Raw genomic sequence first — 26,540 nt, 5'->3', positions numbered from 1 at the left:
TTTCACAGCTCACATGATCTCTGAGGGCTGCAATTGTTTGAACATCAGTTCGGCTTCCGGGTGGGCCGCCCAGAAATAATAAAACTCACGCACGGCATTGAGAAAGATATGCCGGGTATGTTTGAGGTTAAATAAAGGCAGGGTCGCATCGGCAGTGATACGGTAGGCGTTCTTTTCGGACAATGGAGCGTCGCGCATACGCAGCAGCATGAGCTTGGCCATGCGTGTGCGCACTTCTATATCCATCTCAGGCTTCTGCTCCATGGATTTCAGCGCTTTGACATAACCATTCAGCGCCCATAGTTCAGAAGTAGCGAATTTTTCGGCCTGCAATGCCGGCCACACTGATTGCAGGTCTATGACTGCCGGTTGCCAGCCTATCAGGTGTAACTCAAAGCCTACCGTGTCGGCATATTGCATGATGGCTTTGACATCGCCACGCCAGAAAGGGTAAAACTCGCGGATAATGGTCAGCAGCTCTGGCCATTGCTGTGCCGGCTTGTCTTCCAGGCAATCATCGACCGCCTTGCGATAAACTGCACTGCTACAGTCTTGATTTTCCAGCATTGGGCACAATTCACTAAGTACGGCATCGCGATGCGCCATAATGGCGGCATCCGCACCCTTGCCATGCAATAAATTATAATAAGCCTGGACTGCGTCTGTTTCGCGTGATGAACTCATGGCACACTGTACTGAATTGAAAATAAGGAATGAGATTTTGGCACTGACTCACTGGCATCATACACTGAAAAGCGGCTCCGGTTTACAGGAGAGAGCAAATGGCTGAATGGTTATTACTGGCACTGATGGTCGCTGGCGCCTGGTTCTGGATAGACTCGGTTGCCAAGCGCGAGATCGCGCTCAAGCTGGGGCGGCAACTCGCCGAGCGCTGGCAGTTGCAGTTTCTAGATGAGACAGTCGCCTGTTCGCGCGTGGGCTTTGCCAGGGATGGCAATGGCCGCATGCAATTACTGCGCACCTATAGTTTTGATGTTTCCAGCCAGGGGCTGGAACGCATGGCCTGCCATTTGCAATTGCGTGGCGGGCAACTGCTGTCCTGGCATATTCCTCCTTACGCCACGCAATAAATGACCAGAGGCCGCTTTGCCCCCTCACCCACCGGGCCTTTGCATTTTGGCTCGCTGGTGGCGGCAGTCGCCAGCTATTGCGACGCCAGGCAACGTGGCGGCAAGTGGCTGTTACGCATTGAGGATGTAGACAGCACGCGCACTATCAAAGGTGCCAGTGACGATATTATGCGCACCCTGGCAGCCTATGGTTTTGCCTGGGATGGCGAGGTGGTGTACCAGAGCCGGCGTAGTGCGCTTTACCAGCAGGTGCTGCAACAACTGCAGGCACGGGCACTAGCGTATGCCTGCACTTGCTCACGCAAGGAGATCGCTGATTCCAGCACCAGGCAGGGCATAGAAGGCGCTATTTATCCTGGCACCTGCCTTAGGCATGCTGTTGCGGCGGACACCGCGGCCGCCTGGCGCTTGAAAACGCAGGCGGCGCCTATCAGCTTTAGCGATGCGATACAGGGCCACCAGCAACATGCGCTGGCATCCGCCATTGGTGACTTCGTGCTCAAACGGGCAGATGGCGTATTCAGCTACCAGCTGGCAGTGGTGGTGGATGATGCCTTGCAAGGGGTGACCCATATCGTGCGTGGCGCGGACCTGTTGAACTCGACCACCCGCCAGATCTACCTGCAACAGTTGCTGGGCTACCCCACACCGCAATATGCGCATATTCCGCTGGTCACCAATGGCGACGGCCAGAAACTCAGCAAGCAGACGCTGGCGCAAGCCTTGCCTGCCGACAATGTCAAAGCTACCTTGATCGCGGCACTGCTATTTTTGCAGCAGACGCTGCCGGATAATGTAGATCGCTACTCTGTAGATGCCATCTGGCAATGGGCCATATCACACTGGCGATTGCCACAGATCCCACCCGTGCAGCACGACTAAGCCTGGCCATCAATGGTAAAATGTCTGCATGACACTACACTCTCCGCAAGACCAGCTACACCCGTTTATTTTCGAACAGTCCGCAGTACGCGGTAACTGTGTACACCTGGATCAAAGCCTGTACACCGCACTTGAGCACCAGCACTTACCGCCGGCGCTGAAAAAAGTCATAGGCGAATTCACTGCTGCCAGCGTGCTGCTGACTTCTACCCTCAAGATGCAGGGCAAACTGATCCTGCAATTGCAGAGCAAGGGCGCATTGCAATTGCTGGTGGTGGAGTGCACTTCGGAAATGGATATCCGTGCCACGGCTAAAGTACATGAAGAATTGCAGGGCGACCACCTGAGCCAGTGGCTGGAACAAGGCCAGCTGGTGATCACACTGATGCCTGAAGATGGCGAACCCTACCAAGGCATAGTGCCTCTGGAAGGTGACAGCATCGCCAGCATGCTGGAAAACTATATGCTGCGCTCGCAGCAGATAGACACCAGATTGTGGCTGGCGGCTGAGGGCGACCGCGCTGCCGGGCTGCTGGTACAAAAACTTCCGCAGCAACAGGAGTCTGATCTCGATTGCTGGAACCGTATCCAGCATCTGGCTGCGACTATCACCGACAGCGAGTTGCTGGAGCTGGACACCGCCACCCTGTTACAACGCCTGTTTGCCGAGGAAGATCTACGCCTGTTTGAGGGCCGCCCGGTGCGCGCCTTTTGCAGCTGTTCGCAAACCACGGTGACCAATATGTTGCAAATGCTGGGCCTGGCCGAAGTACGCAGCATCCTCGAAGAACAAGGCAGCGTGCAGATTCAATGTGATTTCTGCAACAAGCAGTATGTGGTTGATGAACAGGAAGCGCTGGCTTTATTCGACGGCAACGATGACCACCAGATCACGCACTAAGCCGGCAGGCTGATATATAGGCAATGCAGGCAACTGCCCGGCACACGTTTAGTGCCGGCTGAATTTAGGCTGCCGTGCGCTGGCGCCTGCACTCAAACAGGGCGATCGCCGTGGCCGCGGCAGCATTCAGTGATTCCAGCGCCAACACTCCCTGATGCGCCATAGGGATGCTGACACAACGTTGCACGGCATGTTGCAGTGCAGCCGAGATGCCGGCACCTTCATTACCGACAGCAAACAGCACCGGCTCGCGCAATGGTTGCGCAAACAGGCTGTCGCCCTGCATGGTCAACGCCAGCGTCAGCCCGCCAAACTGTTGCACCACTTCGCGCGCAACTACATTCTCCACCAGCGGCAAGATCAACTGCGCGCCTTGTCCACCACGCAGAGCTTTGGGTGACCAGGCATCGGTGCAACCTTGGGTCAGGTAGGCGCACTGTACCCCGGCAGATGCCGCAGTGCGCAACATGCTGCCCAGATTACCCGGGTCCTGGATATCCTCTATCAACAGGGCAAAATCCACGGTCGCCGGCACAGCGATCTCAGGCACCGGCACCAGCGCCATGATGCCGCTACTGCTGGTGACAGGTGCCAGATCGGCAAACATCAGCGTAGGTAGCATGATGGTATCTACGTCCACCAGATGCTGCATAAGGTCAGTCGCTTCCAGGCTACTTTTACCTTCAGGAATGATCATCAGCTGCGGCTCGCCCTGTGTCTGCACGTAGGCTTCTATCAGGTGCACGCCTTCAAGCAGGGTCAGCCCGCTCTTTTTGCGTTCGCGTGCATTGTCGGCCAGCTTGCGCAAGTGTTTGTAAACGGGATTATCGCGGGAAGTGATGTGTTTGAAAGCCATGCCGGCATTGTACGTGAGTCGGGGCCAGCATGACAGCCATAGGCCGCCAAACCGCACTATGCCAAAACCCGGCTAAAACCAGTCAAAGCAAGCCAGCTACGGGATTCGCGTATAATTGCGGCCATGGCTAAAAAACTCGATCTGGAACGTATACTGCAACGGCAAGGTTTTGGCACACGCAAAATGTGCCGTATCCTCATCATCAACGAACAGGTCACCGTCAATGGCGAACTATGCAACGACCCTGACGCACTGTTCGCGCTTGAAAACCTGCACTTCACTATTGATGGTGTAGCCTGGGAATATCGCGAACACAGCTATCTGATGATGCATAAACCGGCACATTACGAATGCTCGCACAAAACCCAGTTTCACCCGACCATATACTCGCTGTTACCACCGCCACTGGTGGAACGCGATATTCAATGTATAGGCAGGCTGGACGAAGACACCACCGGGCTGATCCTGTTATCGGATGATGGCCAGTTTATTCATAAGGTCAGTTCGCCCAAACACCATGTGCCAAAGATCTATGCCGTCACCTGCAAGCATGCGGTCAGCGACAGCGACCTGCAAACACTGCTGGCAGGCGTGAAACTGATAGACGAGGAACAGACCATAGCCGCGCTGGAAGTCAGCCGTGTTTCAGAAAACGTGATCCATATGACGCTTGCAGAAGGTAAATACCACCAGGTCAAACGCATGATCGCCGCCATGGGCAACCGAGTAGAGTATCTGAAGCGCATTAAAATCGGCCGCCTGGCGCTGCCCGAAGATCTGCAGCCTGGTGAATGGCGCTGGCTATCAGAGCAAGACCTGGCGGCGCTCAAGCCCTGACATTGCGCTAGAGACTAAGAAATTCATAAGCGCATTTAATCAGCTGCATTTTAGACAAAGGAAAGTAATGACCTGGTTGATATTGGTGATCGCCGGTTTGTTTGAAACCGCCTGGGCCATAGGCCTGAAATATACTGATGGCTTCAGCCGCTTCTGGCCTTCGTTCTGGACCATAGCCGCAATGGTGATCAGTGTCTGGTTACTGGGCATCAGTGTCAAAACACTGCCGGTAGGCACCGCTTATGCCATTTGGGTAGGCATAGGCGCGGTAGGCACCGTGATCTTAGGTATCTGGCTGTTTAACGAGCCGGTGTCGCCGTTGCGTATCATCAGCCTGCTACTCATCATCGCCGGCATCATAGGCCTGAAACTGGCCTCGCCTGACTAGCCAGACTAGATAAAAGCCCCGACTGCTTTATAAAGCCTGGCTCAACACCCCGCTATGCTCTGCGGGCGTCATTCAGCCCGGCTGTTTATGCAGTCCGGCTTAGTCGTGTTTATGATGGCCACGGCCATGGCCATGCTTCTTGCCTTTTTTACCACGGTAGCGTTTGACATACGGGTCAGGCTCATCTATCTCTTTACCTATCACCGCACCACCGGCACCACCTACACCCGCGCCTATCACTGCACCTGCGGTGGTGCCGCTGACTTTGCGGCCTACCGCTGCACCGGTCGCACCACCAGCCGCGCCACCAATAATGGCACCGGTCTTACCGGCACGCCCGGTGGTGACTGCACCGCCTAAACCGCCACCGACTGCACCACCGACGATCTCACCGGTACTGCCGCCCAGCACACCACCGACTGCGGTACCTGCAGCTGCACCCAGTCCGCCACCCAAACCAGTTTCCAGGTTATCCGCCAGGGCCGGGGTTGAAACAACGGCCAGCAGGCCAGCCAATACGCACATATTCAAAAACTTATTCATTTTCTTAATTAAACCGCTGTGTTGAAAATAGTGGTATTTTAAACGCTAGATTAATATTTATTATTAAATTAATTTATGAATATTCAAAACCTGTCAGCCTTGAGAAACCTGTAAGTCTTGAGAAATGGCGCTGTTTTTTTACTGGTCATGCTGAATCTGGCAGGCTGCTCAGAACCCATGCCACCCCAGGCAGAGCAGGCCATCGTACGTAGCTTTAACCCAGAGCTGTATCTGGGCAAATGGTATGAGATCGCCAGGCTGGGTAATTCTTTTGAAAAAGGCCTGCAACAAGTCACCGCGCATTACAGCCTGCAAGCAGATGGCAGCATCAAAGTGGTCAACCGTGGTTTTGATATACAGGAAAAAGAATGGCATGAGGCGGTTGGCACCGCTCAATTCGTAGATGCCGCACAGGCAGATGGCAAACGTAGCGGCAAGCTGAAAGTATCGTTTTTCAGGCCGTTTTATGGCGAATACAATATTCTGGCACTAGACAGGGAAACAGAACCGGACCGACATGAGATGGGAAAAGCTGATTACCGCTATGCAATGGTGAGTAGCGGTCGCCAGTATCTTTGGATATTGTCACGCACGCCCCAACTTGATGATGCAGTCAAAGCGCAATTAGTGGCACAGGCAAAGCAGATGGGCTTTGCCACCGAGCAATTACTTTTTATCAGACAGGTCAACCAGGTCGAGCACAAACCCGGTTGACATATGGTGTTCCAACAGCATCAGCTCCTGTTTGGAAGAACCGCGGGAGGGCTGCCCCTCCCGATCTGTTCATTGTGTTTCAGCTTGCGCTGCCGCCCCGCCATCGCTGGCAGCTGAGGTTTTTTCCTGGGCAGCATCAGAATCTACCGGCACCGGTGCCAGCTCATAGCGCCACTGGCCAAGTACGGCATATACACCGTCTGACTGCTTGGCAATCTGGGTAGCCACTTCGGCATCCTGTTTAGAGGCGATCAGGCCGGACAATTGCACCACACCTTTGGCATCTGAATCCACTTGCAGGTTGGTAGTGTCTATGCCGTGGCTTTGCAGATTGGTTTTCACGTTCTGAACCACGGTGTCGCTAGGCAAGAACTTGTACATGGGTTCTGCACCAGGCAATGCGGCGTTCACATTCGCACTCAATAACAATGAAATAAGTGCACCAGCTGTCATATAAAATTTAGTATTTTTCATGATGCTTCCTTTGCTTAGATGGCAGGCTGTCCAGGTCGTCGAGGATGAATCGTCAACACATGTGTTTCTTTGGACAGCCCACCGAAAAAAAAGAGCAAGCTACTTCTTTGGGAGAGGTACGTAGCTTGCAAAGGGTGTTTTGGTTAACCTTTAACTACGATAGCGTTTTTCACAGATTTCACACCTTCAACGCTGGAAACCAGTTCCTCAGCTTTGGATTTAAGGGTGGAGTCTGCAACAAAGCCACTCAGCAATACTTCGCCTTTATGCGTTTCTACGCTGATCTTCAATGATTTCAAGGCTTCTTCTTCCAGCAGGCGTGCTTTCACTTTAGTGGTGATCCAGCTGTCAGACATCGCCGTTTTAACGGCTTTTTGGCCGGTCTTGGTTTTTAATTCGGCATATTCTTCATAAGTCAGGCTGCCATCGTTGTCAGTGTCAAAGGATTTAAAATCTTTTTGCTTGACGCCTTTGTCAGCTTTGGCTTCAGACCAGTTCAGGGTCTCGTTGGCATTCTTGTCCAGAGAATTGAACTGCTCCAGGTATGGTTTATCGCCATTTTGAACTTCGTTAAGGTCAAATGCGAAAGCGTTCAAAGTGATAGTTGCTGCTAACAAGCCACCAAAAATAGTCGCTTGCTTGAATGTTGTAATTGACATGTTGTCTCCTTTTACTCTTCTTATTTAGTTGCCCACATTCAGTTGTGGTGTCATGTGTTGCCATGATAAAGATGAGAGTAAAGCCGGTCAGTCGTCAAATGACTGAAATCAGTGTCAGAATACGACTACAAACAACAAATGTAAAGAATTATTAAAACAACGCTTCTTCTTTGAGGTAGGGCAAGAGCACGCGCGTGCTTGCGCCCTGTTGTGGTGAGCTGAAAATCTCGTAGTGCCCACCGATAGATTCGACGCGGTTGCGTAGGCCGTTAATACCGGTAGAGGTGTTATTCAGGTGGCTGGTGTCAAAGCCTATGCCGTTATCGACGATCTCGACTTTGATATATTGATCATCGTGCAGCAGATGCACGGCTACCTTGGTCGCCTGGGCATATTTACTGCAATTGTTCAGGCTTTCTTGCACCACGCGGTAGATGATCAGGCTCAGGGTCTCATTGATCAGCAATTCACGCTCGGGCATGATCACATCCATTTGCCATTGGTTGCGGCCACCGGCTTCATCAAGCAGGTTCTGCAGCGAGGCATTGAGACCGAAGGTCTTGATCATGGAAGGATGCAGGTTCTGCACGATCTCGCGTTTGAAATTGATACTGCGGTCCAGATACTGGTTGGTTTTTTTCAGTTTCTCCGTGACTTGCGGCAGGTCATCTTTAAGATGCTTGATGGCCCAGGAAATATCCATTTTAATGGCGGTCAGCAAAGAACCAAGCTCGTCGTGCAACTCCCTGGATAACTGGAAGCGCTCGCGCTCTACATTGGTTTGCGCCTGCAAGGCCTCACCCTGCAGCTTGGTGCGCAGGCTTTGTATATTGCGCTCGTATTCGGTGTTTTCATTGGTGAGCCGCTCGTGCAACTTGGCTTTTTCGGCCAGCTCGCGCAATAGACGTTTGATCACCAGCACCACCAGTGACACAAAGATCAGCGGGCAGGCCATGACGAACCAGCGCATCATGCGCCGCGTATTATTACGCGTATCCGCCAGCTCAGCGCGGTAGTTGAGCACCTGTTTTTCAAACTGCCGCGACAACATCTGTATATTACGGCTTTCCTTCATGCCTGAATCCAGCTTGACTACTGCCAGCGCCTTGTCAAACTGGCGTTTCTTGGCCAGATCCATGGTCACACTCATCTCGGCCGACTTTTTGGCTATGCTGTTGACCAGTTCGGTCATCAGGGTTTGGATGGCAGGATGCCTGGTCAGATTGGTGCGGTCCAGCAGCTTGTTGATATTGTGGATATGCGCGGTGATCTGGCCGGTGGCTTCATCGTAAGGGCGGAAATAGGCGTCGGAACGGGTCAGCAGGTAGCCGCGTTGTGCGCTCTCTGCGATGGCCAGGTTGGCGCGCGTCTGCCAGGTCTCGGTGATCAGTTTATCCAGTGTGGTCAGGTCATCGGTCTTTTCACTGGTGTTGACGATCAATCTGTCATTGAACACCAGCATGGCGGCAGCCAGTACCAGACTGACGGTTAATAATGCCACTGTGTTCCCGCCGAAGGTCTCGCCGACCTTTTCCATCCGATCAAGCAGCGCGATAAGATAAACTCTAATATTTTGCATGGCAATTATTTGATGCTGGATGTGTTAAATCCGCAATACAGACACCCGTTTTTTATGTTGTACTGGTTAATAAATTATTGAGTACATCATAACGGTGTTAGCCTATATCAGCAATGCATAGATACAAGCCGCAAGCGTGTATGCGCTTTGTCAGACGATTCTGACTTGTATATAGGTGACCAGCTGATAGGGTGTGCGCCAGGCAATGCGTAACATGGCTCCATGTAGAAAACACAGCGGGCAGATGAATGAAACCTTGTCTACGCATGGCTTTCTAACTGGTAGTGTTATTCAAGCTTTAGCTTAACGCTGGCCAGATTAACCGAGTGTTTTCTTTGATTCGTAATCACAATTCATAGGAGTTCATAATGTTTAATTTTTCAAAAGACAATGTAGAACAAACGACAGATCGTCTGGCACAACAGTCTGACCAGGCCATTGAGGATATCGCAGCACAGGTGAAAACCACTGCCAACGACTTGCTGGAAGCGGTGCAAGACACTGCCGACACCACTCAGGACAAAGCGAAGGAGCTGATCCGCACCCTGAAGACCAATATAGACCGTCTGACCAATGAGGAAAGCGCTTCTTCTATCGCTTCCAAGATCAGCTCCGGTGCACACCGTGTCAAAGACCATGTACAAGAAGAGTTCAGCGAGACCTACAATAGCCTGAAAGACCGCACTGCTGACACAGTGCATGATCACCCACTGGGTACTGTACTGGTAGCCGCAGGTGTAGGTTTGCTGCTAGGATACCTGTTGGGCAACAAGCGTCGTGATTAAGTAAGTAAGGAAAAGTATGTGGGTTAACCTCCTTAAATTTGCAACCATGTTATTTTTCAACCGGAAAATAACGTCTATGACAGATAATTTGTTGCACCTGCGCCATCAAGTTGCAGACTATACCGAAGAGCGTGCAAAACAGATCAAGCAGGATTTTCAGGGGGAGACCGAACGGTTAGCCACCAGTATTATCGGTATACTGGTGGTATTCTCCATGTTTATTTTTACCGGATTACTTGGATTGATGTGGTTGTTCTCGCTATTATGGGAACATCCTAATCGCACACTGATCCTGGCGGTCGCGATGTCGATACCGGCGCTGATAGGTGTGATCGCCTATTTTGCCGTGCGCAAGGTCTGGCAGAAAAAAACGCTGTTTGCGAGCTCGATCTCGATAATCAGTAGTGACTGGAAACTGTTTAGAACCGAATTGGCGGATGATCAGCCACAAGATGATCAGTCAAAAGTGGACCAACCTGCACCAGCAGACCGTGCTGATGCTGTAAGCTCTGCAACCCGATAACGAGAAAATTATAATGAAAAGAATTCTTCTGGTGGATGACCATAGTATCGTACGCGATGGTCTACGTAATCTGATTGAACTGGAATCTGATCTGCAAGTGACTGGCGAAGCCAGCTCAGGGGCAGAAGCAATACAACTGGTGCGTGAAAAAGAGTTTGACGCCATGGTGCTGGATATCTCCATGCCGGACAAGAACGGCGTCGACACCCTGCATGAACTCAAGCATGTATCCCCTACCCTGCCGGTGCTGGTACTTAGCGGTTATGCCGAAGACCAGTATGCGCTCAACCTGATGCGTAACGGCTGTAAAGGTTACCTCTCCAAAAATGCCGATTCTGACGAGATCATACAGGCCATACGCACGGTTGCAGCGGGCAAACGTTATATTTCAGCCGAGCTGGCTGAATTGATGACCAACGAGCTCAGCCACCCTTCAGAAAAACAATTGCACGAGACTTTATCCGACCGCGAGTTCCAGGTGTTTGTAAAGCTGGCTGCCGGCCAGACCCCGACTGCAATTGCCGACGAGTTATTTATCAGCATTAAAACCGTCAGCACTTACCGCAGCCGTATCCTGGAAAAAATGGCCATGAAGTCGAATGCTGACTTAACCTACTATGCGATCAAGTATGGTTTACTCAACTAGTGACCGCGGTGCTTCAGTGAGCATGCTCTTCAGGCGTCAGCCTGCAGGCATGCGACTTTCAGCCACACAAAATGAAATTTCATACCATGCTTACCGGGTTGTGAATGGCTAATGCTCATGTATAAATTATTGTTAGTTGAAGATTCTGCTCTGATCCGCGATGTCATCGTCGAGATGTTGCACGACTGTGAGCACCTGGCGATAGAGAATATCGCCACCACCAGTGACGAAGCCATCAATTTCCTCAACACAGGCGAATACGACATGGTGGTGCTGGACATAGAATTAGCCAAAGGCACCGGTTTTGACGTGGTGCGCCATACCCAGCAGCAGGATTTCCCGTTCAAGACACCCGATATCGTCATGCTCACCAACCATGGCAATAGCTACTATCGCAACCTGGCGCGAGATATGGGTGTGGAATACTTCTTTGACAAATCATTGCAGTTTGATGAGTGCATGGAAGTGATACAGCAACGCGCAGGCGTTACTAACTGATACACACGCACTTTCTGGCGGTGTGACACAACATGAATATTCAAACCTGGGAATTGCTCAGTTACATAGTCACGGTGGTGGGCTTGCCGCTGGCTATTCTTACCTTTATGCTGGAACAGCGTAAAGAACGTGAGAATGAGGACGAAGAGGTTTACCAACTGCTGGCTGATAACTATACCGACTTCCTCAAACTGGTGATGGCCAACCCCGATCTGCAATTACGTTCCCTTTCACAATCCAAAGCCATGACCGGCGAACAGGAAGAGCGCAAGCTGGTGCTGTTCGAAATATTGATCTCTCTATTTGAACGCGCTTATCTGCTGGCTTACGACCAGGATATGCGCGGCAAGGCGCTGCGCCGCTGGATGTCATGGGAAGACTACATGCGTGAGTGGTGCGGCCGCGAAGATTTTCGCCAGCACCTGCCGCGCTTACTGGTCGGTGAAGATGCCGATTTTGTCGCGCATATCAGCAAAATCGCGCGCGAACTTGAGCCCAAAAAAGCAGCTGCCTGATACGACTGCCTGGTTATTTCTTGCCTGGCTATTTCTTGATCGCCGTCAGTTTGAAACCCGCCTGTTTAAACGCCTGCAGCAAGCCGGTCGGCCCGGCCAGATGGGCGGCCCCCACCGCAATAAACACCTTTTCCTGCTGCGCCCGGGCTATGCCTAATGCGGCCATCCCCACATTGCGTTCATCGAGTAACTTCACACGCAGGCGTTGCCACAATGCAGGCGGTAAAATGCCGCCGGTGAGTGCCTCATCGATATGCGCCACGCGTTCGGCGTCGCCCGACAGATAAGCGCGCATCAGCCGCTCAAAATCCTTTTCCTTTTGCGTCTCGCTGCGTTTCAGCACTGCGCGCAACATCAGCAACTGTTCATCCAGGCTCAGGCTATCCATCACGGCAAAATGTGCCTGCGGCGTTTCCAGCCCCAGGATACGCTTGTCCAGCTCTTCCGCCTTGGCCTTGAGCAGAAAATCCTGCGCAAATGGTGTTTGCGGTTTGGGCAGATCGAATATCACCGCCAGTAGCCAGGGCTTCATTTGCAGTACTGTCGCCAATGGCATCACATGCTTGTCTGCCAGCGCAGCGACCTGATCCAGCTCGCGCTCTGTCAGCAGTTGTTTTAAATCACCTTGCGGCATGCGCAACAGTTCGGGCTTGGGCGTTTCTGCCACTTCCAGCATAAAGCTATCTACGCTTTTCAGGGCCAGCAACACCGCAGGCGAAAAATCGGTCACCCGGTTATCATCGGTATGCATGGTGCCGAATAAATAACTGACTTGCCCGGCTGGCGACTGCAGTTGCCAGAACAGGCTTTTTTCGGCTGCCTGCAACTGAGTGCTGCACAGCAGACACAGGCTGATGAATAAGCAGATAAAGCGCATCTACAACTCCCTATTGATTTACATGCATGACCGCGGTTCGCGGGGTGAGCCCGGCCAGAGGCCTGTCAACATGCTCTCATATAATGGCCCTGATAGAGAAGCGGCATTTGCCTTTCTGCTTGTATATCATCAGCCCCCATATACACAGGGTTGTCACTCTGCTGTTACAGCGCTACCATGCAGCTACATAATAACCATTAAAACCGGGGCGACTGCCATGACCCTAGCCTGTTACCCGCACCCACCATTGCAATTAGCAAACACCGCCGGCACGCGGCAGCGTTGCCCGGCACACTATTTTTGACAGGAGTAGCAGGATGAGAAACAAACAACGGTTGATCGTGCTGTTTGACGGCACCTGGAACGACCCCGAAGACATCACCAATGTGTATCAGCTATCGACCCTGATAGAAGAAGACGATGGCGATATAAAGCAGCGGTTTTTTTATGAGCCCGGCGTGGGCACTTCTACCGGCAGCAAACTGCGCGGCGGCTTATTCGGTTATGGCCTGAGCAAAAACCTGTTGCAGGGTTATGACTGGCTGGTCAAACGCCACCAGGCCGGCGATGAGATATGGATATTCGGCTTTAGCCGTGGCGCTTATACCGCCAGAAGCCTAGTCGGCCTGATCAGGAAATGCGGCCTGCTCAAAACCAGCACGCCGGACCTGTTAGAACGCGCCGAGAAACTGTATAGAGACAAATCAGCCAAACCGGACGGCGAGCAATGCCTGGCTTTCAGGCAAACCTATAGCAATGAAGTCGGCGTGCATTTTATAGGCGTGTGGGACACAGTGGGCGCGCTGGGCATTCCAGGCACTATGATCTCTGAAAAAAGCCTGTATTCCTGGCATGATACCGAGCTGTCCAAGATCGTCTCCTATGCCTATCACGCCATGGCGCTGGATGAACACCGCGAAGCCTACAACGTGGCCATGTGGACCAGCGAAGACGGCCACAAAAAACCGGAAAACACCATGGTGGAGCAACGCTGGTTCATAGGTGCACATGCCAATGTAGGTGGTGGTTATGGCAAAGACCCGCTGGCTGGCATTGCACTGGCATGGATGCTGGATAAAGCGCGCGCTGCCGGTCTCAAGCTGAAACCCTATGCGCCACTGGTGGATGCTTACCTGAGCCAGCCGGCTGATTCATATAAAGACTTTGCTTATGGCTTGTACGGCTTCTTCAAGGGACTATTCAAAAAAGGCGATGGCCGGGTCTACCGGCCTTATGCAGTGAACCAGGACAAGATCCCCGCGGTGAATGTGACGGTAGATGCTTCAGTGCAGGCAAAATGGCGGGCACAGGCTGATTACCGCCCGCCCACCCTGACTGATGCCAGGGTAGACCTTAGCTGAGCAACCATGCGCTGCCAGCCAGCGGCCAGGACTAGTGCTTGCGTCCGCCGGGGCCTTTTTTCGGGCTGGCAAAACTTTTGGTCTGGTTAAAGCCTTTAGGCATGGCTTTAGGCACGAAACGGCTGCCATCCGACTGCACGATTTTTGTTAACACGGCGGGCTGGTAGGCCGGGATCAGATGCTTTTTACCATTGCCTATCAGGTCTGCCCTGCCCATTTTTTTGAGCGCTTCGCGCAGCATGGGCCAGTTTTGCGGATCATGGTAGCGGATAAAGGCTTTATGCAATTTGCGCACATTGCCTGCCTTGGGCACAGGCACCGTTTCTGAATCCGGCGTCACTTTGCGCAGGGGGTTTTTGCCGCTGTGGTACATGGCAGTGGCCATGGCCATAGGCGTAGGTGTGAAGGTCTGCACCTGGTCCAGCCTGAAATGGTTACGTTTCAGCCACAGCGCCAGGTTGAGCACATCCTCGTCGGTAGAGCCAGGGTGGGCGGCGATAAAGTACGGGATCAGGTATTGCTTTTTACCGGCTTCGGCACTGAATTTCTCAAACATGCGTTTGAACTCGTCATAGGCACCCATGCCTGGTTTCATCATCTTGCTGAGCACGTTTTCTTCAGAGTGCTCGGGCGCGATCTTCAGGTAGCCACCCACGTGGTGCTGCACCAGTTCTTTCACGTATTCCGGCGATTTCACCGCCAGGTCATAACGCAGGCCTGAGCCTATCAGTATCTTCTTCACGCCGCGCAGGTTACGCGCCTTGCGGTAGAGCTGGATCAGCGCACTATGGTCGGTATTGAGGTTTTCACAGACGCCGGGGTAGACGCAGGAAAGCTTGCGGCAGTTCTTTTCTATCTCTTCTGACTTGCACGACAAGCGGTACATATTGGCGGTGGGGCCGCCCAGGTCTGAGATCACGCCGGTGAAACCATCGACTTTATCGCGTATCTCTTCGATCTCGCGCAGTATGGATTCTTCAGAGCGGCTCTGGATGATGCGGCCCTCATGCTCGGTGATAGAACAGAAGGTGCAGCCACCAAAGCAGCCACGCATGATATTGACCGAGAAGCGTATCATCTCCCAGGCCGGGATATTGGCACCCTGGTAAGAAGGATGCGGTTTGCGCGCATATGGCAGGTCATACACGTAATCCATCTCTTTGGTGGTAAGCGGGATAGGCGGCGGATTCAGCCACACTTCACGGTTGCCATGCCGCTGCACCAGTGAACGCGCATTGCCGGGGTTGGCCTCCAGGTGCAACACGCGTGAAGCATGTGCGTACATCACCGGGTCGCTGACCACCTCTTCATAAGACGGCATACGGATCACCTGGCGGTCACGCGGCACTTTGGCTGCCTTGAGCGGCAGCGGCAGGTTGATCACCGGTGCGGCACTCGCGCCATCAGCAGCTTTGTCATCAGTGGCACAACTCGCGTCTGCCTTGCCCATTTTCATGGCATAGGGGTCTTCGTGTTTATCGACCACGCCGGGGCGGTCCAGGCGTGTGGAAGGTACTTCAACGAATTCGTCTGGCACAAATTTGCGTATGAACGCGGTGCCGCGGATATCCTGTACCTCGCTGATATCTTCGCCACGCGCCAGGCGGTGCGTGAGCTCAATAATGGCGCGCTCGGCATTGCCGTACAGCAATATATCCGCTTTGGAGTCGATCAGAATAGAACGGCGCACTTTATCCGACCAGTAATCGTAATGCGCGATGCGGCGCAGGCTGGCTTCTATACTGCCTATCACCAGCGGCGCATGCGGGTAGGCTTCTTTGCAGCGCTGCGAATAGACCAGCACGGCGCGGTCAGGGCGTTTGTCCGAGGCAGCATTCGGCGTATAGGCATCGTCAGAACGGATCTTGCGGTCAGCCGTATAGCGGTTGACCATACTATCCATATTGCCTGCCGTCACGCCAAAATACAGATTGGGCTCACCCAGGGCCTTGAATGCGGCGGCCGACTGCCAGTCCGGCTGGGCGATGATACCTACCCGAAAACCCTGCGCTTCCAGCAGACGCCCGATCAGGGCCACGCCAAAACTGGGGTGGTCGATATAGGCATCGCCACTGACCAGAATGATGTCGCAACTGTCCCAGCCCAGCTCATCCATCTCGGCCCGGCTCATAGGCAGCATGGCGGCGGTGCCGAAGCGTTTGGCCCAATAAGGACGATAACTGCTGACAGGTTTGGCAGTAAGGGAAGTGTAAGTTTCCACGCGAGTGACCGGGGGTGCTTGAGGATTGCGCATTTTACGCGTTAATCGATTGATTTGAAATCATTTTTTTCAAAAAAAACTGATAGTTCACATCTGTTTAACAAACCGGCTGACTGGCTGATATTGCCCTGTGCCTTTAGCGCCCAGGTGAAAAGCGCAGCCGCCCATGCAGCATGCATATCAGTGCCATGCGGCGCACAAGGCTGTAGAATGGATGCACCCGTTGATAATGCATCTCTTTGATACCGTCTATGCAAGATAGCTATTACCCGTTACCAGGCGGGCCAGTGCTGATCCTGGATGAGCAAACGCCCTTCCCGCCTATGCAACAGGCACTCACCGAACCCAACGGCCTGATCGCTATCGGTGGTGACCTGACCGCACAACGCTTGCTGGCCGCCTACAAGCGCGGCATATTCCCGTGGTTCAGCCCCGGCGAGCCTATCCTGTGGTGGAGCCCAGACCCGCGCATGGTATTGTTTCCGGCGCAAGTCACCATCAGCCGCTCCCTGCGCAAAGTGATACAACAGCAGTTGTTCGAGATCCGCATAGACACGGCATTTGCCAGTGTGATAGAGGCATGTGCAAACACCGCCCGCCCCGGCCAGGACGGCACCTGGATCAGCGAAGAAATGGCGCAGGCCTATAGTACGCTGCATGAGCTGGGTTATGCGCATAGTGTAGAAGCCTGGCAAAACGACACCCTGGTCGGCGGTTGTTATGGCGTCAAGATAGGACGTATGTTTTATGGCGAAAGCATGTTTCACCATGTCAGCAATGCTTCAAAAGTGGCGTTTGCACATATGGTGCAATGGCTAAACAGCCAACAAGTGGGTATGATAGATTGCCAGATGCACACGCCTTTGCTGGCCAGTTTCGGCGCTTATGAAATCACTAGAGACAGCTTTATAGAAACGATGAATGACCTGCACCACACGCCCGCCTCTACCCTGGCATTGCCATGATGATGGTCTCGCCATGATGATGGTCTTGCCATAATGAGGGTCTCGCCATGACGCTGCCTACCGATGCCTCGCTGCAGAAACTGCAGTTTTATGTGACCACGGCCTACCCGTGCGGCTACCTGCCTAAAAAGCTGGCACAAAGCCTGATCGCCACGCCGCAAAACCTGGTCGACGCCCATGTCTACAGCGGCCTGATCCAGCAAGGTTTCAGGCGCAGTGGCAAGTTCGCTTACCGTCCGCATTGCGAGCAATGCAATGCCTGCATCTCGGTGCGTTTGCCGGTGTCCGAATTCACGCCTACGCGCAGCCAGCAACGTGCGCTGAAAAAGCATGCAGACCTGCAGATCAGCATCATAGAAGCCGGCTATCACGAAGAACACTTCGCCTTGTATCACGCCTATCAGAAGCAGCGCCATGGCAACGGCCCCGAGCATACAGGCGAGCCCGAAGATGAAGCCGCGCAATACCAGCAGTTCTTGTGCCAAACCAATGTTGAAAGCATCATGATCGAATTCAGGGATGCACAACAGATGCTCAAAATGGTGAGTGTGATAGACCTGGTCGCAGACGGGCTGTCTGCCGTATATACCTTTTACGACACCCGCGACAAAGCCAGTTATGGCACCTATAGCATACTGTGGCAGATAGCGTGGGCCAGGCAACTGGCGCTGCCTTACCTGTATCTGGGCTACTGGATAGCCGACAGCGACAAAATGACTTACAAGCAGCAGTTTCAACCACAAGAGAAACTGGTGGACGGCGTATGGGTCAGGTAAGTGCTCAGCAAGCAGCAACTAGAACCGCGCATGCCTAAACACTCTGTCCAGTCACTCGCCAAACAATTTTGCAGCGGCATTTACGTCAACACGCCCGATGCCGCGCTATGGCGCGAAACATTCGCTTATCTAGCGGCGGTCGATGATGATTCCATGTTTGCCAAAGACAAGCTGCAAGCGCTGTGGCTGACCTATGGCGGCGATATACGCGCCAGGATCAGGGATGATGCACTGGTGCTGGCGGTGCTGAAAGCCGCCTTGCCGGGATATGCCGCCGAGGGCTTGACCCTGTATAGAGGCGAGAGCTGGTTTCTGTTTGACCAGAATGCCATAGGCTTTTGCTGGACGCCGGCCGAAGAGAGCGCCAGCAGCTATGCCAAAGGGCTGAACGCGGTAGAGTCCGGCGGCGTGTTATTAAAGTGCTATGCGCCGCCTGAAGCTATTCTGGCTGCGCCGGTCGCCGGTCAGCCGCATGGCGATGTGTATATCTGTGACCCAGCCAAACTATTGCGCCTGACCACGCTGGCGCTCTTCCCCAAGCCTTAGCCAGGCAGCGGCCGCTGGGCTTACCGGCGCCACTGGCCGTAGCCTTTGAATTGCGCCTGCACTTGCTGCATCTGCTCTGCACTCAGCAAGGGCGGTTCACCTAGCTGCAATAAACGCCAGTATTGCTGGCACAAGTCTTCCACTTCCACCGCGATAGCCAGCGCCTGTGCGACATCCTGCCCCAGGGCAAGCATGCCATGGTGCGCCAGCAAACAGGCCTTGCGCTCTTGCAAGGCTGGCAGCGCGCTATCCGACAACTCTTGTGTGCCAAACAGCGCATACGGGGCACAGCGTATATTGTCACCACCCGCCACCGCGATCATGTAATGAAACGGCGGCACATCACGGCCCAGGCAGGCAATGGTGGTCGCAAACATGCTATGGCAATGCACGATCACATTCACTTCTGGTCGCGCATGCAGGATATCTCTGTGCATGCGCCACTCGCTGGAAGGTTTTTTGCCGGGTTCCGGCGTGCCGTCCCATTGCATGTAGACCATGCTGTTTTCTGATAACTGTTCGGCCGGCACGCCGGAAGGCGTCACCAGCAAGCCATCAGCCAGCCGGATGCCGGCATTACCCGAGCTGCCTTTATTCAGGCCCAGGCGGGTGAGTTCACGGGCGGCATGTAATAGCTGCGTGGCCGGGGCGGGGGTGGTCATAGGCTGGCCTCTAAAGTGGGTAATTGTTGCGGCGTGACTATGCCGCGCTCGGTGATCAGGCCACTGACCAGCCTGGCTGGCGTGACATCAAAAGCCGGGTTCAAGGCCGGGCTTTCATGCGGGATCACGCGCAACCGCTGCAACTGTCCCTGGTCATCCTGCCCCTGCATATAGGCCACCTCGTCTGCATCGCGCATTTCTATCGCTATGCCGGCACCCTCTGCCAGTTGCCAGTCTATGGTAGGCGTAGGCACCGCCGTATAGAAAGGGATGTGCTGGTCATGGGCCGCCAGCGCTTTCAGGTAGGTGCCTATCTTGTTGCAGACGTCACCATTGCGCGTCACCCTGTCGGCACCGACGATCACCATATCCACCTGGCCATGCTGCATCAGATGCCCACCGGCATTATCGCTGATGACAGTATGCGGCACGCCATGTTGCGCCAGCTCCCACGCGGTGAGACTAGCGCCCTGGTTACGTGGCCGCGTCTCATCCACCCACACATGCACGCTGAGCCCGGCATCGTGCGCCGCATAAATGGGCGCCAGCGCGGTACCGCCATCCACAGTGGCCAGCCAGCCGGCATTGCAATGGGTGAGGATATTGACTGCGCGCTGCGGATGCGCCGTCGCCAGCGGCTGTATCAGCGCCAGGCCATGCTGACCTATGGCCTGGTTCTGCGCCACATCTTCATCGGCAATGGCGAGTGCCAGTGCCCACGCCACCTGCGCCCGCTGCTCTAGGGGGAGCGCTAGCAGTTGCTGCAACATGCGTTGTAGCGCCCACGCCAGGTTAACGGCTGTTGGCCGCGTGGCCAGCAGTTGTGCAGCGACATTCTGCAGCGTCTGCTCATCTGCCTGCTGCTGACAGCCCAGCACCATGCCATAGGCAGCAGCGGCACCTATCAGTGGCGCACCACGCACCTGCATGCTGCGTATGGCATGGCACATCTGCTCATGCGTGTGCAGGCGTTCGACTGCAAACGCAAACGGTAATCGGGTCTGGTCTATGATGCGCACGGACTGCGCATCGCGCCAGATGCTACGGTAATGCTGGTGGTTGATTTTCATGAATTCAAAAACAGTACGGTTTATTTTTATTTACAAAAATGTGTGTAAAAGCGCTTGCATTTTTTTGTAGGACTAAGCCTGAATTTTCCATCCACAAAAACTGTGGATAACTTTGTGGATTGCTGTGTCTTAAAAGCGTAACTTACCAATTTATAAGGGTTTTTTCCAAAAGTTCATTTTTTAATCTATTTTTTTATCCTTTAAAATCAATGACTTATTTAGCAGCACTATAATTGAACACTTTCGACACATTCTTAATGTGTCACTTTAAGTCATGTGCATAAATGGGCTAATTTAGGAAAAACTTGCAAAGAATTTTTACCTGTCATTTCAATGAGTTGCGAAATTTCAATGCGCCGAATTGATGCCATTTCTTCAGCTATTCTTTTTAATTGATCCGGACTATTTCTAGCCTGATGTCCTATCCAGACCGGTTGAATATCTGGTGCATCTGTCTCCAGAACGATGTGCTCCACCGGTAATTCGGCAGCCAGTTTTCTTATCCTCAGGGCACGCGGCCAGGTCATGGCACCACCAAAACCCATTTTCAGCCCCTGCGCCGCCATGGCATCGGCTTGCTGGCGACTGCCATTGAAGGCATGGGCAATGCCCTGATGTATGTCATGCTTGCGCAGATACTTGAGCACGGTATCTATGGAACTGCGCACATGCAGGATCACCGGCAACTCGAATTTCTTGGCCAGTTGCAGCTGGCCTTCAAGCATGGCCACCTGGTGCGCCTCATTGTCGCGCGTGATATAGAAATCCAGCCCTATCTCACCGATGGCGACTAACTGATGTGCCTGCGGCCCTGCCAGCACCTGTTCTATGGTCTGCTGCAAGTCCTGCAGCGCAGTCTGCGGGGCCTGATCTACAAACAAGGGATGCCAGCCCAGCGCGAATACCGCTTGCGGGTGGTCTGCACACCAGCGCATGATAGGTTGAAACGTGTCTGCCGTCACCCCGGGGATGACCACCGCGCGCAACCCCGCCTGCAGGCTGGCCTGCCACACCGCTTCGCGGTCAACATCAAATTCAGGTGCATCCAGATGGCAGTGGGTATCGATCAGCATGGTGTTAATTCATAAATTAGGGTTAAAGCGGGTCTCAGCGCAAGCTGGCCTGTATGCGTATATCCTGCTCAAAATGCCTGACATCCACGATATTCAGCGCCAGCGATTGCGACATGGCGGTGTAATCAGGCAAGGCAAACATGCCCAGGCCAGCACTGCCCATCAGCTTGGGCGCATAGTAAAGCAGCAATTCATCCACCAGGCCGGTTTGCAGCATGGGGCCATTGAGCACCGCCCCCGCCTCTACCATGACCTCATTGATCTGCTGCTGTGCCAGCGTGTGCAGCAAGGCAGTTATATCCACTTGCCCGGCGCCATTCGGCAATGCCACTGTTTGGACACCGAGTGCCTGCAATCGTGCCAGTTTTTCTTGTGCGGCCGGTGTGCTTGCCGCTGCATAGGCGATCAGGGCGTGCCCTTGCTGCAACACTTTTGCCGTCAACGGCATGCGCAACTGGCTGTCGACGATGACACGCAACGGTTGCCTGGTGCTGGCCACATCTCGCACGGTCAGTGAGGGGTCATCATGCAATACCGTGCCTATCCCGGTCAGCATGGCGCAACTGCGCGCGCGCCAGTGATGCACATCGCGCCGTGCTGCCGCTGATGTGATCCACTGGCTGACACCATTGGCCAGCGCCGTCCTGCCATCCAGGCTGGCAGCCACCTTGAGCCGCACATAAGGCCGTTGCTGCGTCATGCGCAGCACAAAACCGGGGTTGAGTGCCTGCGCCTGGCTTTCCAGCAAACCGGCGCTGACCTCAACGCCATGCGCCTGCAGGTAAGCTATGCCTTTGCCAGCCACCAGTGGATTGGGGTCCTGCATGGCGACCAGCACACGGCTGACTCCCGCTTCTACCAGCGCATGCGCACACGGCGGCGTGCGCCCATAGTGGCTGCAAGGCTCCAGCGTCACATAAGCAGTAGCCCCTCTGGCCTGGCTGCCGGCCTGGCGCAAGGCATGCACTTCGGCATGCGGCTCACCGGCCTTGAGGTGGGCACCTGCGCCGACTAACTGACCGTCTTTGACGATCACGCAGCCTACATGCGGGTTAGGTGAGGTGCTATACAAACCAAGCGCGGCCTGCCGGAGCGCTTGCGACATCCATTCAATATCTTGTGTTGTCCATTGCATAGTTAGATGATACAAAAAAACTCGCATGGGCGGGCTTTTGTTTGTTGTAATCGTTGGAAGGAAACAAGTTATTCGATTGAATCTTATTCGCCTGTAGGCGAGGTATCTTTCTTTGCTTGCGCGACCTGTGCGGTACGCGTAGGGAAGTGGCGCATTTGCTGGAAGTTGTAATTAGGTATTTCTTTGGATAGTTCTGTGCTCTGTTTTAGCTTTTTATTTCGCCTCTAGGCGAGTTACTTTTCTTTGCTTGCACAAAGAAATGTAACCAAAAGAAATGCACCCTAGCTTCCGCTTGTTTCCTGCGTTGCTCATCAACGTGGGCGTCCAACGAAACTCGCCCTAGCGGCTTGCACAAAACGCAAGCCACCGCGGAAATCGAACAGACGCTGGCCGAAAACTCCCACGCTGACTGCGCTACTCGGCGCGTCAGATAGGGGCCCAAAGTCAACACCACCACGATGGGCCATTAGTAATCCACCAAGTGCAATGGGCGCTTAGCAACTGTGTATTTTTTGATTTGTTTTCTTCCGCTGGTCGAGCGGGATACGATGCGAGAAAGACCTACCTCACTAACCGCGTAGTGCTTTTCAGGGTCCCCTATCTGACGCGCCGAGTAGCGGAGTCAAAATAAGGAGGAAGGGAGCGACTGTCTGAGCTCCGCAACAAGCCACGGTTTGTGTGGCTTGTCAGGGCGAGTTTCGCGAGCGCTTATTTTGACGAGCAACGCAGGAAACAAGCGGATGCTAGGGTGCCCTTTCTTTTGGTTACATTTTCTTTGGGCAAGCAAAGAAAAGTAACTCGCCGAGGGGCGAAATAAAATGCCGAATCAGAGCACTAAACCATCCAAAGAACTATCATTACGGTCAGCTTAGTAAGGGTGTATTTGCTTATGCTTAGTTTTATTCGATGGTCGAGCGGGATGCAATGTAAGGAAGCTCACCCAACTAACTGCGTAGTGGTGTTGACTTCGGGCCCCTATCTGACGCGCCGAGTAGCGCAGGCAAAATAAGAAATAAGGGAGCGACTGTCTGAGCTCCGCAACAAGCCACGCAGTGTGTGGCTTGTCAGGGCGAGTTTCGCGACCGCTTATGCCTAAGTCCGGCAAAGCAACGGACGAAAGTCCTAAGCTGAGCAACGCAGGAAACAAGCGGATGCTAGGGTGCCCTTTCTTTTGGTTACATTTTCTTTGGGCAAGCAAAGAAAAGTAACTCGCCGAGTGGCGAAATAAAAGGCCGAATCAGAGCACTAAACCATCCAAAGAATTACCGATTAAAACTTCATAGAAAGTGCAATGACGGTTCTTTGTTGCAACCAAGCTATGAATGAACCTTGCCTGGATTCTCCCTTGCAGGGCGCGTTGGCTTCTGCATAAGCCAACCGTTTCGCAGGCTCTGAGCATGCTCAGAGAAACCCCTGCTACACCCTACGCCGGAATGACGGGTTAATGTAGCGTCTACCAGTTGCGCAGCTACCTATCCGAGGTAGCTAGTTCAATGCGATGATATCTGACTATGCGTCAGCCGACTTTCCTGATCAAAATAAATCCGCAATGCGTGATACACATGCATGCATTTACCAAGATCATATTCCAGCGCATTGGCGTCCTCCAGGCTGGGGCGGCCCAGCAATGCCATCACCGCCTCTTTCTGCGCACCACGGATAAGAATATGATTTTTAAGGTCATAAGCCATGTCCCCACGCCGGCAATCTTTTTGCACAGTGTTAGAGAGCTCTATCCAGCGTGTCTGGTCAAACTTCTCGCTGCCAAACACCGCCTGGTCTTTAAAGGCCCACCAGGTAAAAAATACGATGGTAAGTATAAGCGTAAACACCGACAGCACAATCGCAGAGATCTTGATCAGTTTCATGCGCCCACCTTTAGGGTTATTTTTGTTACCGGTTAGTTGTCCAGGTCACGAATGGCGGTATGAAAATCATCTACATCCGAAAAGCTCCGGTAGACAGAAGCAAAACGGATATACGCCACCTGGTCCATTTGTTTCAATTCCTGCATCACTGTTTCGCCCAGCAGGCGCGCAGGCACTTCGCGCGCGCCCAGGCCCAGTATCTTCTGCACTATCCTGTCCAGCGCCTTATCTACATACTCGGTAGGCACCGGCCGTTTGTGCAGCGCCCGGGTAAAAGACAGGCGCAGCTTTTCGCGTTTGAACTCTTCACGCGTGCCGTTTTGTTTCACCACCTGCGGCAGATGCAGCTCTGCCGTCTCGTAGGTGGTAAAGCGCTTGTCACACACCTGGCAACGCCTGCGCCTGCGGATGGAGTTCCCCTCCTCATTCAGACGGGAATCCACCACTTGTGTATCGTCAGCACCGCAGAACGGACACTTCATATCTAGCCTGTCAGGCTGCTTTTACTTGCCGTAAACCGGGAATTTATCCGCCAGGGCATGTACTTTGGCCTTGGTTGCCGCAATCACTTCGGCGCTTTCCGGGTTGTCCAGCACGTCAGCGATCAGGTGCGCGACCTGCTCGGCTTCAGCTTCTTTGAAACCACGCGTAGTGATGGCTGGCGAACCGATACGGATACCGGAAGTAACGAACGGGCTTTCCGGGTCATTAGGGATGGCGTTCTTGTTCACAGTGATATGCGCCTGGCCCAGGTAGGCATCAGCCGCCTTACCAGTCAGGTTCTTAGGACGCAGGTCGACCAGGAACACGTGCGACTCGGTACGGCCAGAAATAATGCGCAAGCCACGCTCTGCCAATGTCTTGGCCATGGCGCTGGCGTTTTTCAGCACTTGCTCCTGGTAGACCTTGAATTCTGGCTGCGCGGCTTCGAGGAAAGCGGTGGCTTTACCGGCGATCACATGCATCAACGGGCCACCTTGCAAGCTGGGGAACACATTGGAGTTGATGGATTTCTCGAACTCGGCTTTGGCCATGATGATACCGCCGCGTGGGCCACGCAGTGTCTTGTGCGTGGTCGAGGTGACGAAGTCAGCATGTGGCACCGGGTTAGGGTAAACACCGGCGGCGATCAGGCCTGAGTAATGCGCCATATCGACCATGAAATAAGCACCGACTTTTTTGGCGATTTCAGCCATGCGTGCCCAGTCAAAGCGCAGCGCATAAGCAGAGGCACCGCCTATCAACAACTTAGGTTTGCATTCAAGCGCAATGCGCTCCATCTCGTCATAGTCGATCTCTTCTTTATCGTTGAGGCCATAAGGCACGATATTGAATAATTTACCAGACAGGTTGGCTGGAGAACCATGCGTCAAGTGACCGCCATGGCCTAGGTTCATACCCATCACGGTGTCGCCTGGTTTCAGGATAGAGAAATACACGGCCTGATTGGCCTGTGAGCCTGAGTGCGGTTGCACGTTCGCGTATTCAGCGCCGTACAAGGCTTTCAGTCTATCGATCGCCAGCTGCTCAACTTGATCGACAAACTCACAGCCACCGTAGAAACGCTTGCCAGGGTAACCCTCAGCGTATTTATTGGTCAGTTGCGAACCTTGCGCTTCCATCACTGCCGGGCTGGTGTAGTTTTCTGAAGCGATCAATTCAATGTGCTGGTGCTGACGCTCAACCTCTTGCGAGATCATTTGGGCTAACGCCGGGTCGGCAGCATTTAAGTTTCTTGAAAAGCTAAACATGACGATCAAGTTTCCGTTGATATAAAAATTAAAGCGCGATTTTAACATGATGCGACCATCGCTGCACTTTTCTGCTGTGCAGACTGCCATGGCAAGCAGGCCTTGAGTCAGGGTGATTGCATCATTCTGGCCGGCAGGAACAGCAGACCAGTTGGTGATCGCTGTGCGCCAGCATTGCTCATGGCGCACCAAAGCTGTGCGTATTACAAAACAGTTGTGGCCCTGGCAACAAGCAAAAAAACTTAAAACCCTGCTAGGTCACTGATTTATATTGATATTAATATTCTGGCACAACTTATGCTAAATACAACTCGTAAGCGTATCTCCAAAAATCGCTCCCTAAG

The 26,540-nt window shown here is 53.4% G+C and carries 30 protein-coding genes; 15 read left to right on the top strand and 15 right to left on the bottom strand.

Annotated features, from left to right (window positions below; all coding sequences use genetic code 11):
• Positions 1 to 9: 9 nt before the first annotated feature.
• The gene (locus ACFQ1Z_RS00530) at positions 10 to 684 is read right to left on the bottom strand and encodes a hypothetical protein (protein WP_379054568.1); all 675 of its coding nucleotides are present in this window, start codon (positions 682 to 684) and stop codon (positions 10 to 12) included.
• A gap of 98 nt (positions 685 to 782) precedes the next feature.
• Between ACFQ1Z_RS00530 and ACFQ1Z_RS00525 the strand changes: the two genes are divergently transcribed.
• Genes ACFQ1Z_RS00525 through hslO form a run of 3 tightly spaced genes read left to right on the top strand, consistent with a single transcriptional unit; the run spans position 783 to position 2,874 of the window.
• Positions 783 to 1,091: a DUF3301 domain-containing protein gene (locus tag ACFQ1Z_RS00525; protein WP_379054566.1), complete on the top strand. Its 309-nt coding sequence runs from the start codon at positions 783 to 785 to the stop codon at positions 1,089 to 1,091.
• Entirely contained in the window at positions 1,092 to 1,973 is an 882-nt protein-coding gene (gluQRS, locus tag ACFQ1Z_RS00520) for a tRNA glutamyl-Q(34) synthetase GluQRS (protein WP_379054564.1), read from the top strand.
• A 28-nt stretch (positions 1,974 to 2,001) separates the two neighbouring features.
• On the top strand, positions 2,002 to 2,874 hold the full coding sequence (hslO, locus tag ACFQ1Z_RS00515; RefSeq protein WP_379054562.1) for an Hsp33 family molecular chaperone HslO: 873 nt from the start codon (positions 2,002 to 2,004) through the stop codon (positions 2,872 to 2,874).
• A gap of 64 nt (positions 2,875 to 2,938) precedes the next feature.
• Here the strand turns inward: hslO and ACFQ1Z_RS00510 are convergent, their stop codons facing one another.
• Positions 2,939 to 3,730: a TrmH family RNA methyltransferase gene (locus ACFQ1Z_RS00510; RefSeq protein WP_379054560.1), complete on the bottom strand. Its 792-nt coding sequence runs from the start codon at positions 3,728 to 3,730 to the stop codon at positions 2,939 to 2,941.
• Positions 3,731 to 3,853: 123 nt separating this feature from the next.
• Here ACFQ1Z_RS00510 and ACFQ1Z_RS00505 point away from each other — a divergent pair, with 123 nt between their 5' ends.
• Positions 3,854 to 4,567, top strand: a complete 714-nt coding sequence (locus ACFQ1Z_RS00505; protein WP_379054558.1) for a pseudouridine synthase — start codon at positions 3,854 to 3,856, stop codon at positions 4,565 to 4,567.
• 67 nt (positions 4,568 to 4,634) lie between these two features.
• On the top strand, positions 4,635 to 4,955 hold the full coding sequence (gene sugE, locus ACFQ1Z_RS00500) for a quaternary ammonium compound efflux SMR transporter SugE (protein ID WP_379054556.1): 321 nt from the start codon (positions 4,635 to 4,637) through the stop codon (positions 4,953 to 4,955).
• 99 nt (positions 4,956 to 5,054) lie between these two features.
• Here the strand turns inward: sugE and ACFQ1Z_RS00495 are convergent, their stop codons facing one another.
• Positions 5,055 to 5,498: a glycine zipper domain-containing protein gene (locus ACFQ1Z_RS00495; RefSeq protein ID WP_379054554.1), complete on the bottom strand. Its 444-nt coding sequence runs from the start codon at positions 5,496 to 5,498 to the stop codon at positions 5,055 to 5,057.
• Positions 5,499 to 5,675: 177 nt separating this feature from the next.
• Between ACFQ1Z_RS00495 and ACFQ1Z_RS00490 the strand changes: the two genes are divergently transcribed.
• Positions 5,676 to 6,212, top strand: coding sequence for a lipocalin family protein (locus tag ACFQ1Z_RS00490; protein ID WP_379054552.1), 537 nt, complete (start codon positions 5,676 to 5,678; stop codon positions 6,210 to 6,212).
• 69 nt (positions 6,213 to 6,281) lie between these two features.
• On the opposite strand, the gene ACFQ1Z_RS00485 is transcribed toward ACFQ1Z_RS00490, so the two are convergent.
• From ACFQ1Z_RS00485 to ACFQ1Z_RS00475, 3 genes are all read right to left on the bottom strand, one after another.
• A complete protein-coding gene (locus ACFQ1Z_RS00485) occupies positions 6,282 to 6,686 on the bottom strand; it encodes a BON domain-containing protein (RefSeq protein WP_379054550.1) in 405 nt (134 codons plus the stop codon).
• A 143-nt stretch (positions 6,687 to 6,829) separates the two neighbouring features.
• The gene (locus tag ACFQ1Z_RS00480; RefSeq protein WP_379054548.1) at positions 6,830 to 7,345 is read right to left on the bottom strand and encodes a BON domain-containing protein; all 516 of its coding nucleotides are present in this window, start codon (positions 7,343 to 7,345) and stop codon (positions 6,830 to 6,832) included.
• A gap of 151 nt (positions 7,346 to 7,496) precedes the next feature.
• Positions 7,497 to 8,924: a sensor histidine kinase gene (locus tag ACFQ1Z_RS00475; RefSeq protein ID WP_379054546.1), complete on the bottom strand. Its 1,428-nt coding sequence runs from the start codon at positions 8,922 to 8,924 to the stop codon at positions 7,497 to 7,499.
• Positions 8,925 to 9,292: 368 nt separating this feature from the next.
• On the opposite strand from ACFQ1Z_RS00475, the gene ACFQ1Z_RS00470 reads away from it, so the two are divergent.
• From ACFQ1Z_RS00470 to ACFQ1Z_RS00450, 5 genes are all read left to right on the top strand, one after another.
• Positions 9,293 to 9,709 carry a glycine zipper domain-containing protein gene (locus tag ACFQ1Z_RS00470; protein WP_379054544.1) on the top strand — a complete coding sequence of 139 codons (417 nt, stop codon included), beginning with the start codon at positions 9,293 to 9,295 and terminating at the stop codon, positions 9,707 to 9,709.
• A gap of 76 nt (positions 9,710 to 9,785) precedes the next feature.
• Positions 9,786 to 10,232, top strand: coding sequence for a hypothetical protein (locus tag ACFQ1Z_RS00465; RefSeq protein ID WP_379054542.1), 447 nt, complete (start codon positions 9,786 to 9,788; stop codon positions 10,230 to 10,232).
• Positions 10,233 to 10,245: 13 nt separating this feature from the next.
• Positions 10,246 to 10,878, top strand: a complete 633-nt coding sequence (locus tag ACFQ1Z_RS00460; protein ID WP_325238889.1) for a response regulator transcription factor — start codon at positions 10,246 to 10,248, stop codon at positions 10,876 to 10,878.
• Between the two features lie 117 nt (positions 10,879 to 10,995).
• On the top strand, positions 10,996 to 11,376 hold the full coding sequence (locus ACFQ1Z_RS00455) for a response regulator (RefSeq protein ID WP_379054540.1): 381 nt from the start codon (positions 10,996 to 10,998) through the stop codon (positions 11,374 to 11,376).
• 32 nt (positions 11,377 to 11,408) lie between these two features.
• Positions 11,409 to 11,891 (top strand): hypothetical protein, encoded by a 483-nt coding sequence (locus ACFQ1Z_RS00450; protein ID WP_379054538.1) that lies wholly within the window; start codon positions 11,409 to 11,411, stop codon positions 11,889 to 11,891.
• Positions 11,892 to 11,919: 28 nt separating this feature from the next.
• Here ACFQ1Z_RS00450 and ACFQ1Z_RS00445 read toward each other — a convergent pair whose 3' ends face one another.
• Positions 11,920 to 12,768, bottom strand: a complete 849-nt coding sequence (locus ACFQ1Z_RS00445; RefSeq protein ID WP_379054536.1) for a TraB/GumN family protein — start codon at positions 12,766 to 12,768, stop codon at positions 11,920 to 11,922.
• A 317-nt stretch (positions 12,769 to 13,085) separates the two neighbouring features.
• Between ACFQ1Z_RS00445 and ACFQ1Z_RS00440 the strand changes: the two genes are divergently transcribed.
• Positions 13,086 to 14,129: a DUF2235 domain-containing protein gene (locus ACFQ1Z_RS00440; protein ID WP_379054534.1), complete on the top strand. Its 1,044-nt coding sequence runs from the start codon at positions 13,086 to 13,088 to the stop codon at positions 14,127 to 14,129.
• A gap of 31 nt (positions 14,130 to 14,160) precedes the next feature.
• Here the strand turns inward: ACFQ1Z_RS00440 and ACFQ1Z_RS00435 are convergent, their stop codons facing one another.
• Entirely contained in the window at positions 14,161 to 16,383 is a 2,223-nt protein-coding gene (locus tag ACFQ1Z_RS00435; RefSeq protein ID WP_379054532.1) for a YgiQ family radical SAM protein, read from the bottom strand.
• Between the two features lie 218 nt (positions 16,384 to 16,601).
• Between ACFQ1Z_RS00435 and aat the strand changes: the two genes are divergently transcribed.
• The 3 genes from aat to ACFQ1Z_RS00420 are packed head-to-tail and all read left to right on the top strand — an operon-like array spanning position 16,602 to position 18,637.
• Positions 16,602 to 17,315, top strand: a complete 714-nt coding sequence (aat, locus tag ACFQ1Z_RS00430; RefSeq protein WP_379054530.1) for a leucyl/phenylalanyl-tRNA--protein transferase — start codon at positions 16,602 to 16,604, stop codon at positions 17,313 to 17,315.
• A gap of 47 nt (positions 17,316 to 17,362) precedes the next feature.
• A complete protein-coding gene (locus ACFQ1Z_RS00425) occupies positions 17,363 to 18,091 on the top strand; it encodes an arginyltransferase (RefSeq protein ID WP_379054528.1) in 729 nt (242 codons plus the stop codon).
• A 30-nt stretch (positions 18,092 to 18,121) separates the two neighbouring features.
• Positions 18,122 to 18,637: a hypothetical protein gene (locus ACFQ1Z_RS00420; RefSeq protein ID WP_379054526.1), complete on the top strand. Its 516-nt coding sequence runs from the start codon at positions 18,122 to 18,124 to the stop codon at positions 18,635 to 18,637.
• Positions 18,638 to 18,657: 20 nt separating this feature from the next.
• Here ACFQ1Z_RS00420 and ACFQ1Z_RS00415 read toward each other — a convergent pair whose 3' ends face one another.
• From ACFQ1Z_RS00415 to glyA, 7 genes are all read right to left on the bottom strand, one after another.
• The gene (locus tag ACFQ1Z_RS00415; protein WP_379054524.1) at positions 18,658 to 19,299 is read right to left on the bottom strand and encodes a class II aldolase/adducin family protein; all 642 of its coding nucleotides are present in this window, start codon (positions 19,297 to 19,299) and stop codon (positions 18,658 to 18,660) included.
• Positions 19,296 to 20,369, bottom strand: a complete 1,074-nt coding sequence (gene mtnA, locus ACFQ1Z_RS00410; RefSeq protein ID WP_379054522.1) for an S-methyl-5-thioribose-1-phosphate isomerase — start codon at positions 20,367 to 20,369, stop codon at positions 19,296 to 19,298. The genes ACFQ1Z_RS00415 and mtnA overlap by 4 nt, the downstream gene beginning before the upstream one ends.
• 272 nt (positions 20,370 to 20,641) lie before the next feature.
• Positions 20,642 to 21,442 (bottom strand): TatD family hydrolase, encoded by an 801-nt coding sequence (locus tag ACFQ1Z_RS00405; RefSeq protein ID WP_379054520.1) that lies wholly within the window; start codon positions 21,440 to 21,442, stop codon positions 20,642 to 20,644.
• A gap of 34 nt (positions 21,443 to 21,476) precedes the next feature.
• Positions 21,477 to 22,577, bottom strand: coding sequence for a bifunctional diaminohydroxyphosphoribosylaminopyrimidine deaminase/5-amino-6-(5-phosphoribosylamino)uracil reductase RibD (gene ribD, locus ACFQ1Z_RS00400; protein WP_379054518.1), 1,101 nt, complete (start codon positions 22,575 to 22,577; stop codon positions 21,477 to 21,479).
• Between the two features lie 1,490 nt (positions 22,578 to 24,067).
• Positions 24,068 to 24,445: a hypothetical protein gene (locus ACFQ1Z_RS00395; protein ID WP_379054516.1), complete on the bottom strand. Its 378-nt coding sequence runs from the start codon at positions 24,443 to 24,445 to the stop codon at positions 24,068 to 24,070.
• 32 nt (positions 24,446 to 24,477) lie between these two features.
• Positions 24,478 to 24,927 carry a transcriptional regulator NrdR gene (nrdR, locus tag ACFQ1Z_RS00390; protein ID WP_379054514.1) on the bottom strand — a complete coding sequence of 150 codons (450 nt, stop codon included), beginning with the start codon at positions 24,925 to 24,927 and terminating at the stop codon, positions 24,478 to 24,480.
• 21 nt (positions 24,928 to 24,948) lie between these two features.
• Positions 24,949 to 26,196, bottom strand: coding sequence for a serine hydroxymethyltransferase (gene glyA / locus ACFQ1Z_RS00385; protein ID WP_379054512.1), 1,248 nt, complete (start codon positions 26,194 to 26,196; stop codon positions 24,949 to 24,951).
• Positions 26,197 to 26,540 lie beyond the last annotated feature (344 nt).

The sequence above is a fragment of the Methylophilus luteus genome (assembly GCF_042676265.1).
Taxonomy (GTDB): domain Bacteria; phylum Pseudomonadota; class Gammaproteobacteria; order Burkholderiales; family Methylophilaceae; genus Methylophilus; species Methylophilus luteus.
Note: the sequence above shows the minus strand (reverse complement) of the source record. Positions and strands in the feature narration are given on the sequence as shown.

What these genes read in the sequence shown, in the direction of transcription:
- gluQRS (WP_379054564.1), top strand. Translation starts at nt 1,092, where the DNA reads ATGACCAGAGGCCGCTTTGCCCCCTCACCCACCGGGCCTTTGCATTTT.
- ACFQ1Z_RS00435 (WP_379054532.1), bottom strand. Translation starts at nt 16,383, where the DNA reads ATGCGCAATCCTCAAGCACCCCCGGTCACTCGCGTGGAAACTTACACT.
- ACFQ1Z_RS00425 (WP_379054528.1), top strand. Translation starts at nt 17,363, where the DNA reads ATGACGCTGCCTACCGATGCCTCGCTGCAGAAACTGCAGTTTTATGTG.
- ACFQ1Z_RS00460 (WP_325238889.1), top strand. Translation starts at nt 10,246, where the DNA reads ATGAAAAGAATTCTTCTGGTGGATGACCATAGTATCGTACGCGATGGT.
- ACFQ1Z_RS00440 (WP_379054534.1), top strand. Translation starts at nt 13,086, where the DNA reads ATGAGAAACAAACAACGGTTGATCGTGCTGTTTGACGGCACCTGGAAC.
- ACFQ1Z_RS00405 (WP_379054520.1), bottom strand. Translation starts at nt 21,442, where the DNA reads ATGCTGATCGATACCCACTGCCATCTGGATGCACCTGAATTTGATGTT.
- ACFQ1Z_RS00490 (WP_379054552.1), top strand. Translation starts at nt 5,676, where the DNA reads ATGCCACCCCAGGCAGAGCAGGCCATCGTACGTAGCTTTAACCCAGAG.
- ACFQ1Z_RS00480 (WP_379054548.1), bottom strand. Translation starts at nt 7,345, where the DNA reads ATGTCAATTACAACATTCAAGCAAGCGACTATTTTTGGTGGCTTGTTA.
- ACFQ1Z_RS00495 (WP_379054554.1), bottom strand. Translation starts at nt 5,498, where the DNA reads ATGAATAAGTTTTTGAATATGTGCGTATTGGCTGGCCTGCTGGCCGTT.
- ACFQ1Z_RS00475 (WP_379054546.1), bottom strand. Translation starts at nt 8,924, where the DNA reads ATGCAAAATATTAGAGTTTATCTTATCGCGCTGCTTGATCGGATGGAA.
- ribD (WP_379054518.1), bottom strand. Translation starts at nt 22,577, where the DNA reads ATGCAATGGACAACACAAGATATTGAATGGATGTCGCAAGCGCTCCGG.
- nrdR (WP_379054514.1), bottom strand. Translation starts at nt 24,927, where the DNA reads ATGAAGTGTCCGTTCTGCGGTGCTGACGATACACAAGTGGTGGATTCC.
- glyA (WP_379054512.1), bottom strand. Translation starts at nt 26,196, where the DNA reads ATGTTTAGCTTTTCAAGAAACTTAAATGCTGCCGACCCGGCGTTAGCC.
- ACFQ1Z_RS00510 (WP_379054560.1), bottom strand. Translation starts at nt 3,730, where the DNA reads ATGGCTTTCAAACACATCACTTCCCGCGATAATCCCGTTTACAAACAC.
- ACFQ1Z_RS00420 (WP_379054526.1), top strand. Translation starts at nt 18,122, where the DNA reads ATGCCTAAACACTCTGTCCAGTCACTCGCCAAACAATTTTGCAGCGGC.
- ACFQ1Z_RS00485 (WP_379054550.1), bottom strand. Translation starts at nt 6,686, where the DNA reads ATGAAAAATACTAAATTTTATATGACAGCTGGTGCACTTATTTCATTG.
- ACFQ1Z_RS00470 (WP_379054544.1), top strand. Translation starts at nt 9,293, where the DNA reads ATGTTTAATTTTTCAAAAGACAATGTAGAACAAACGACAGATCGTCTG.
- ACFQ1Z_RS00415 (WP_379054524.1), bottom strand. Translation starts at nt 19,299, where the DNA reads ATGACCACCCCCGCCCCGGCCACGCAGCTATTACATGCCGCCCGTGAA.
- ACFQ1Z_RS00530 (WP_379054568.1), bottom strand. Translation starts at nt 684, where the DNA reads ATGAGTTCATCACGCGAAACAGACGCAGTCCAGGCTTATTATAATTTA.
- ACFQ1Z_RS00505 (WP_379054558.1), top strand. Translation starts at nt 3,854, where the DNA reads ATGGCTAAAAAACTCGATCTGGAACGTATACTGCAACGGCAAGGTTTT.
- mtnA (WP_379054522.1), bottom strand. Translation starts at nt 20,369, where the DNA reads ATGAAAATCAACCACCAGCATTACCGTAGCATCTGGCGCGATGCGCAG.
- ACFQ1Z_RS00450 (WP_379054538.1), top strand. Translation starts at nt 11,409, where the DNA reads ATGAATATTCAAACCTGGGAATTGCTCAGTTACATAGTCACGGTGGTG.
- ACFQ1Z_RS00465 (WP_379054542.1), top strand. Translation starts at nt 9,786, where the DNA reads ATGACAGATAATTTGTTGCACCTGCGCCATCAAGTTGCAGACTATACC.
- hslO (WP_379054562.1), top strand. Translation starts at nt 2,002, where the DNA reads ATGACACTACACTCTCCGCAAGACCAGCTACACCCGTTTATTTTCGAA.
- ACFQ1Z_RS00455 (WP_379054540.1), top strand. Translation starts at nt 10,996, where the DNA reads ATGTATAAATTATTGTTAGTTGAAGATTCTGCTCTGATCCGCGATGTC.
- ACFQ1Z_RS00395 (WP_379054516.1), bottom strand. Translation starts at nt 24,445, where the DNA reads ATGAAACTGATCAAGATCTCTGCGATTGTGCTGTCGGTGTTTACGCTT.
- ACFQ1Z_RS00525 (WP_379054566.1), top strand. Translation starts at nt 783, where the DNA reads ATGGCTGAATGGTTATTACTGGCACTGATGGTCGCTGGCGCCTGGTTC.
- ACFQ1Z_RS00445 (WP_379054536.1), bottom strand. Translation starts at nt 12,768, where the DNA reads ATGCGCTTTATCTGCTTATTCATCAGCCTGTGTCTGCTGTGCAGCACT.
- sugE (WP_379054556.1), top strand. Translation starts at nt 4,635, where the DNA reads ATGACCTGGTTGATATTGGTGATCGCCGGTTTGTTTGAAACCGCCTGG.
- aat (WP_379054530.1), top strand. Translation starts at nt 16,602, where the DNA reads ATGCAAGATAGCTATTACCCGTTACCAGGCGGGCCAGTGCTGATCCTG.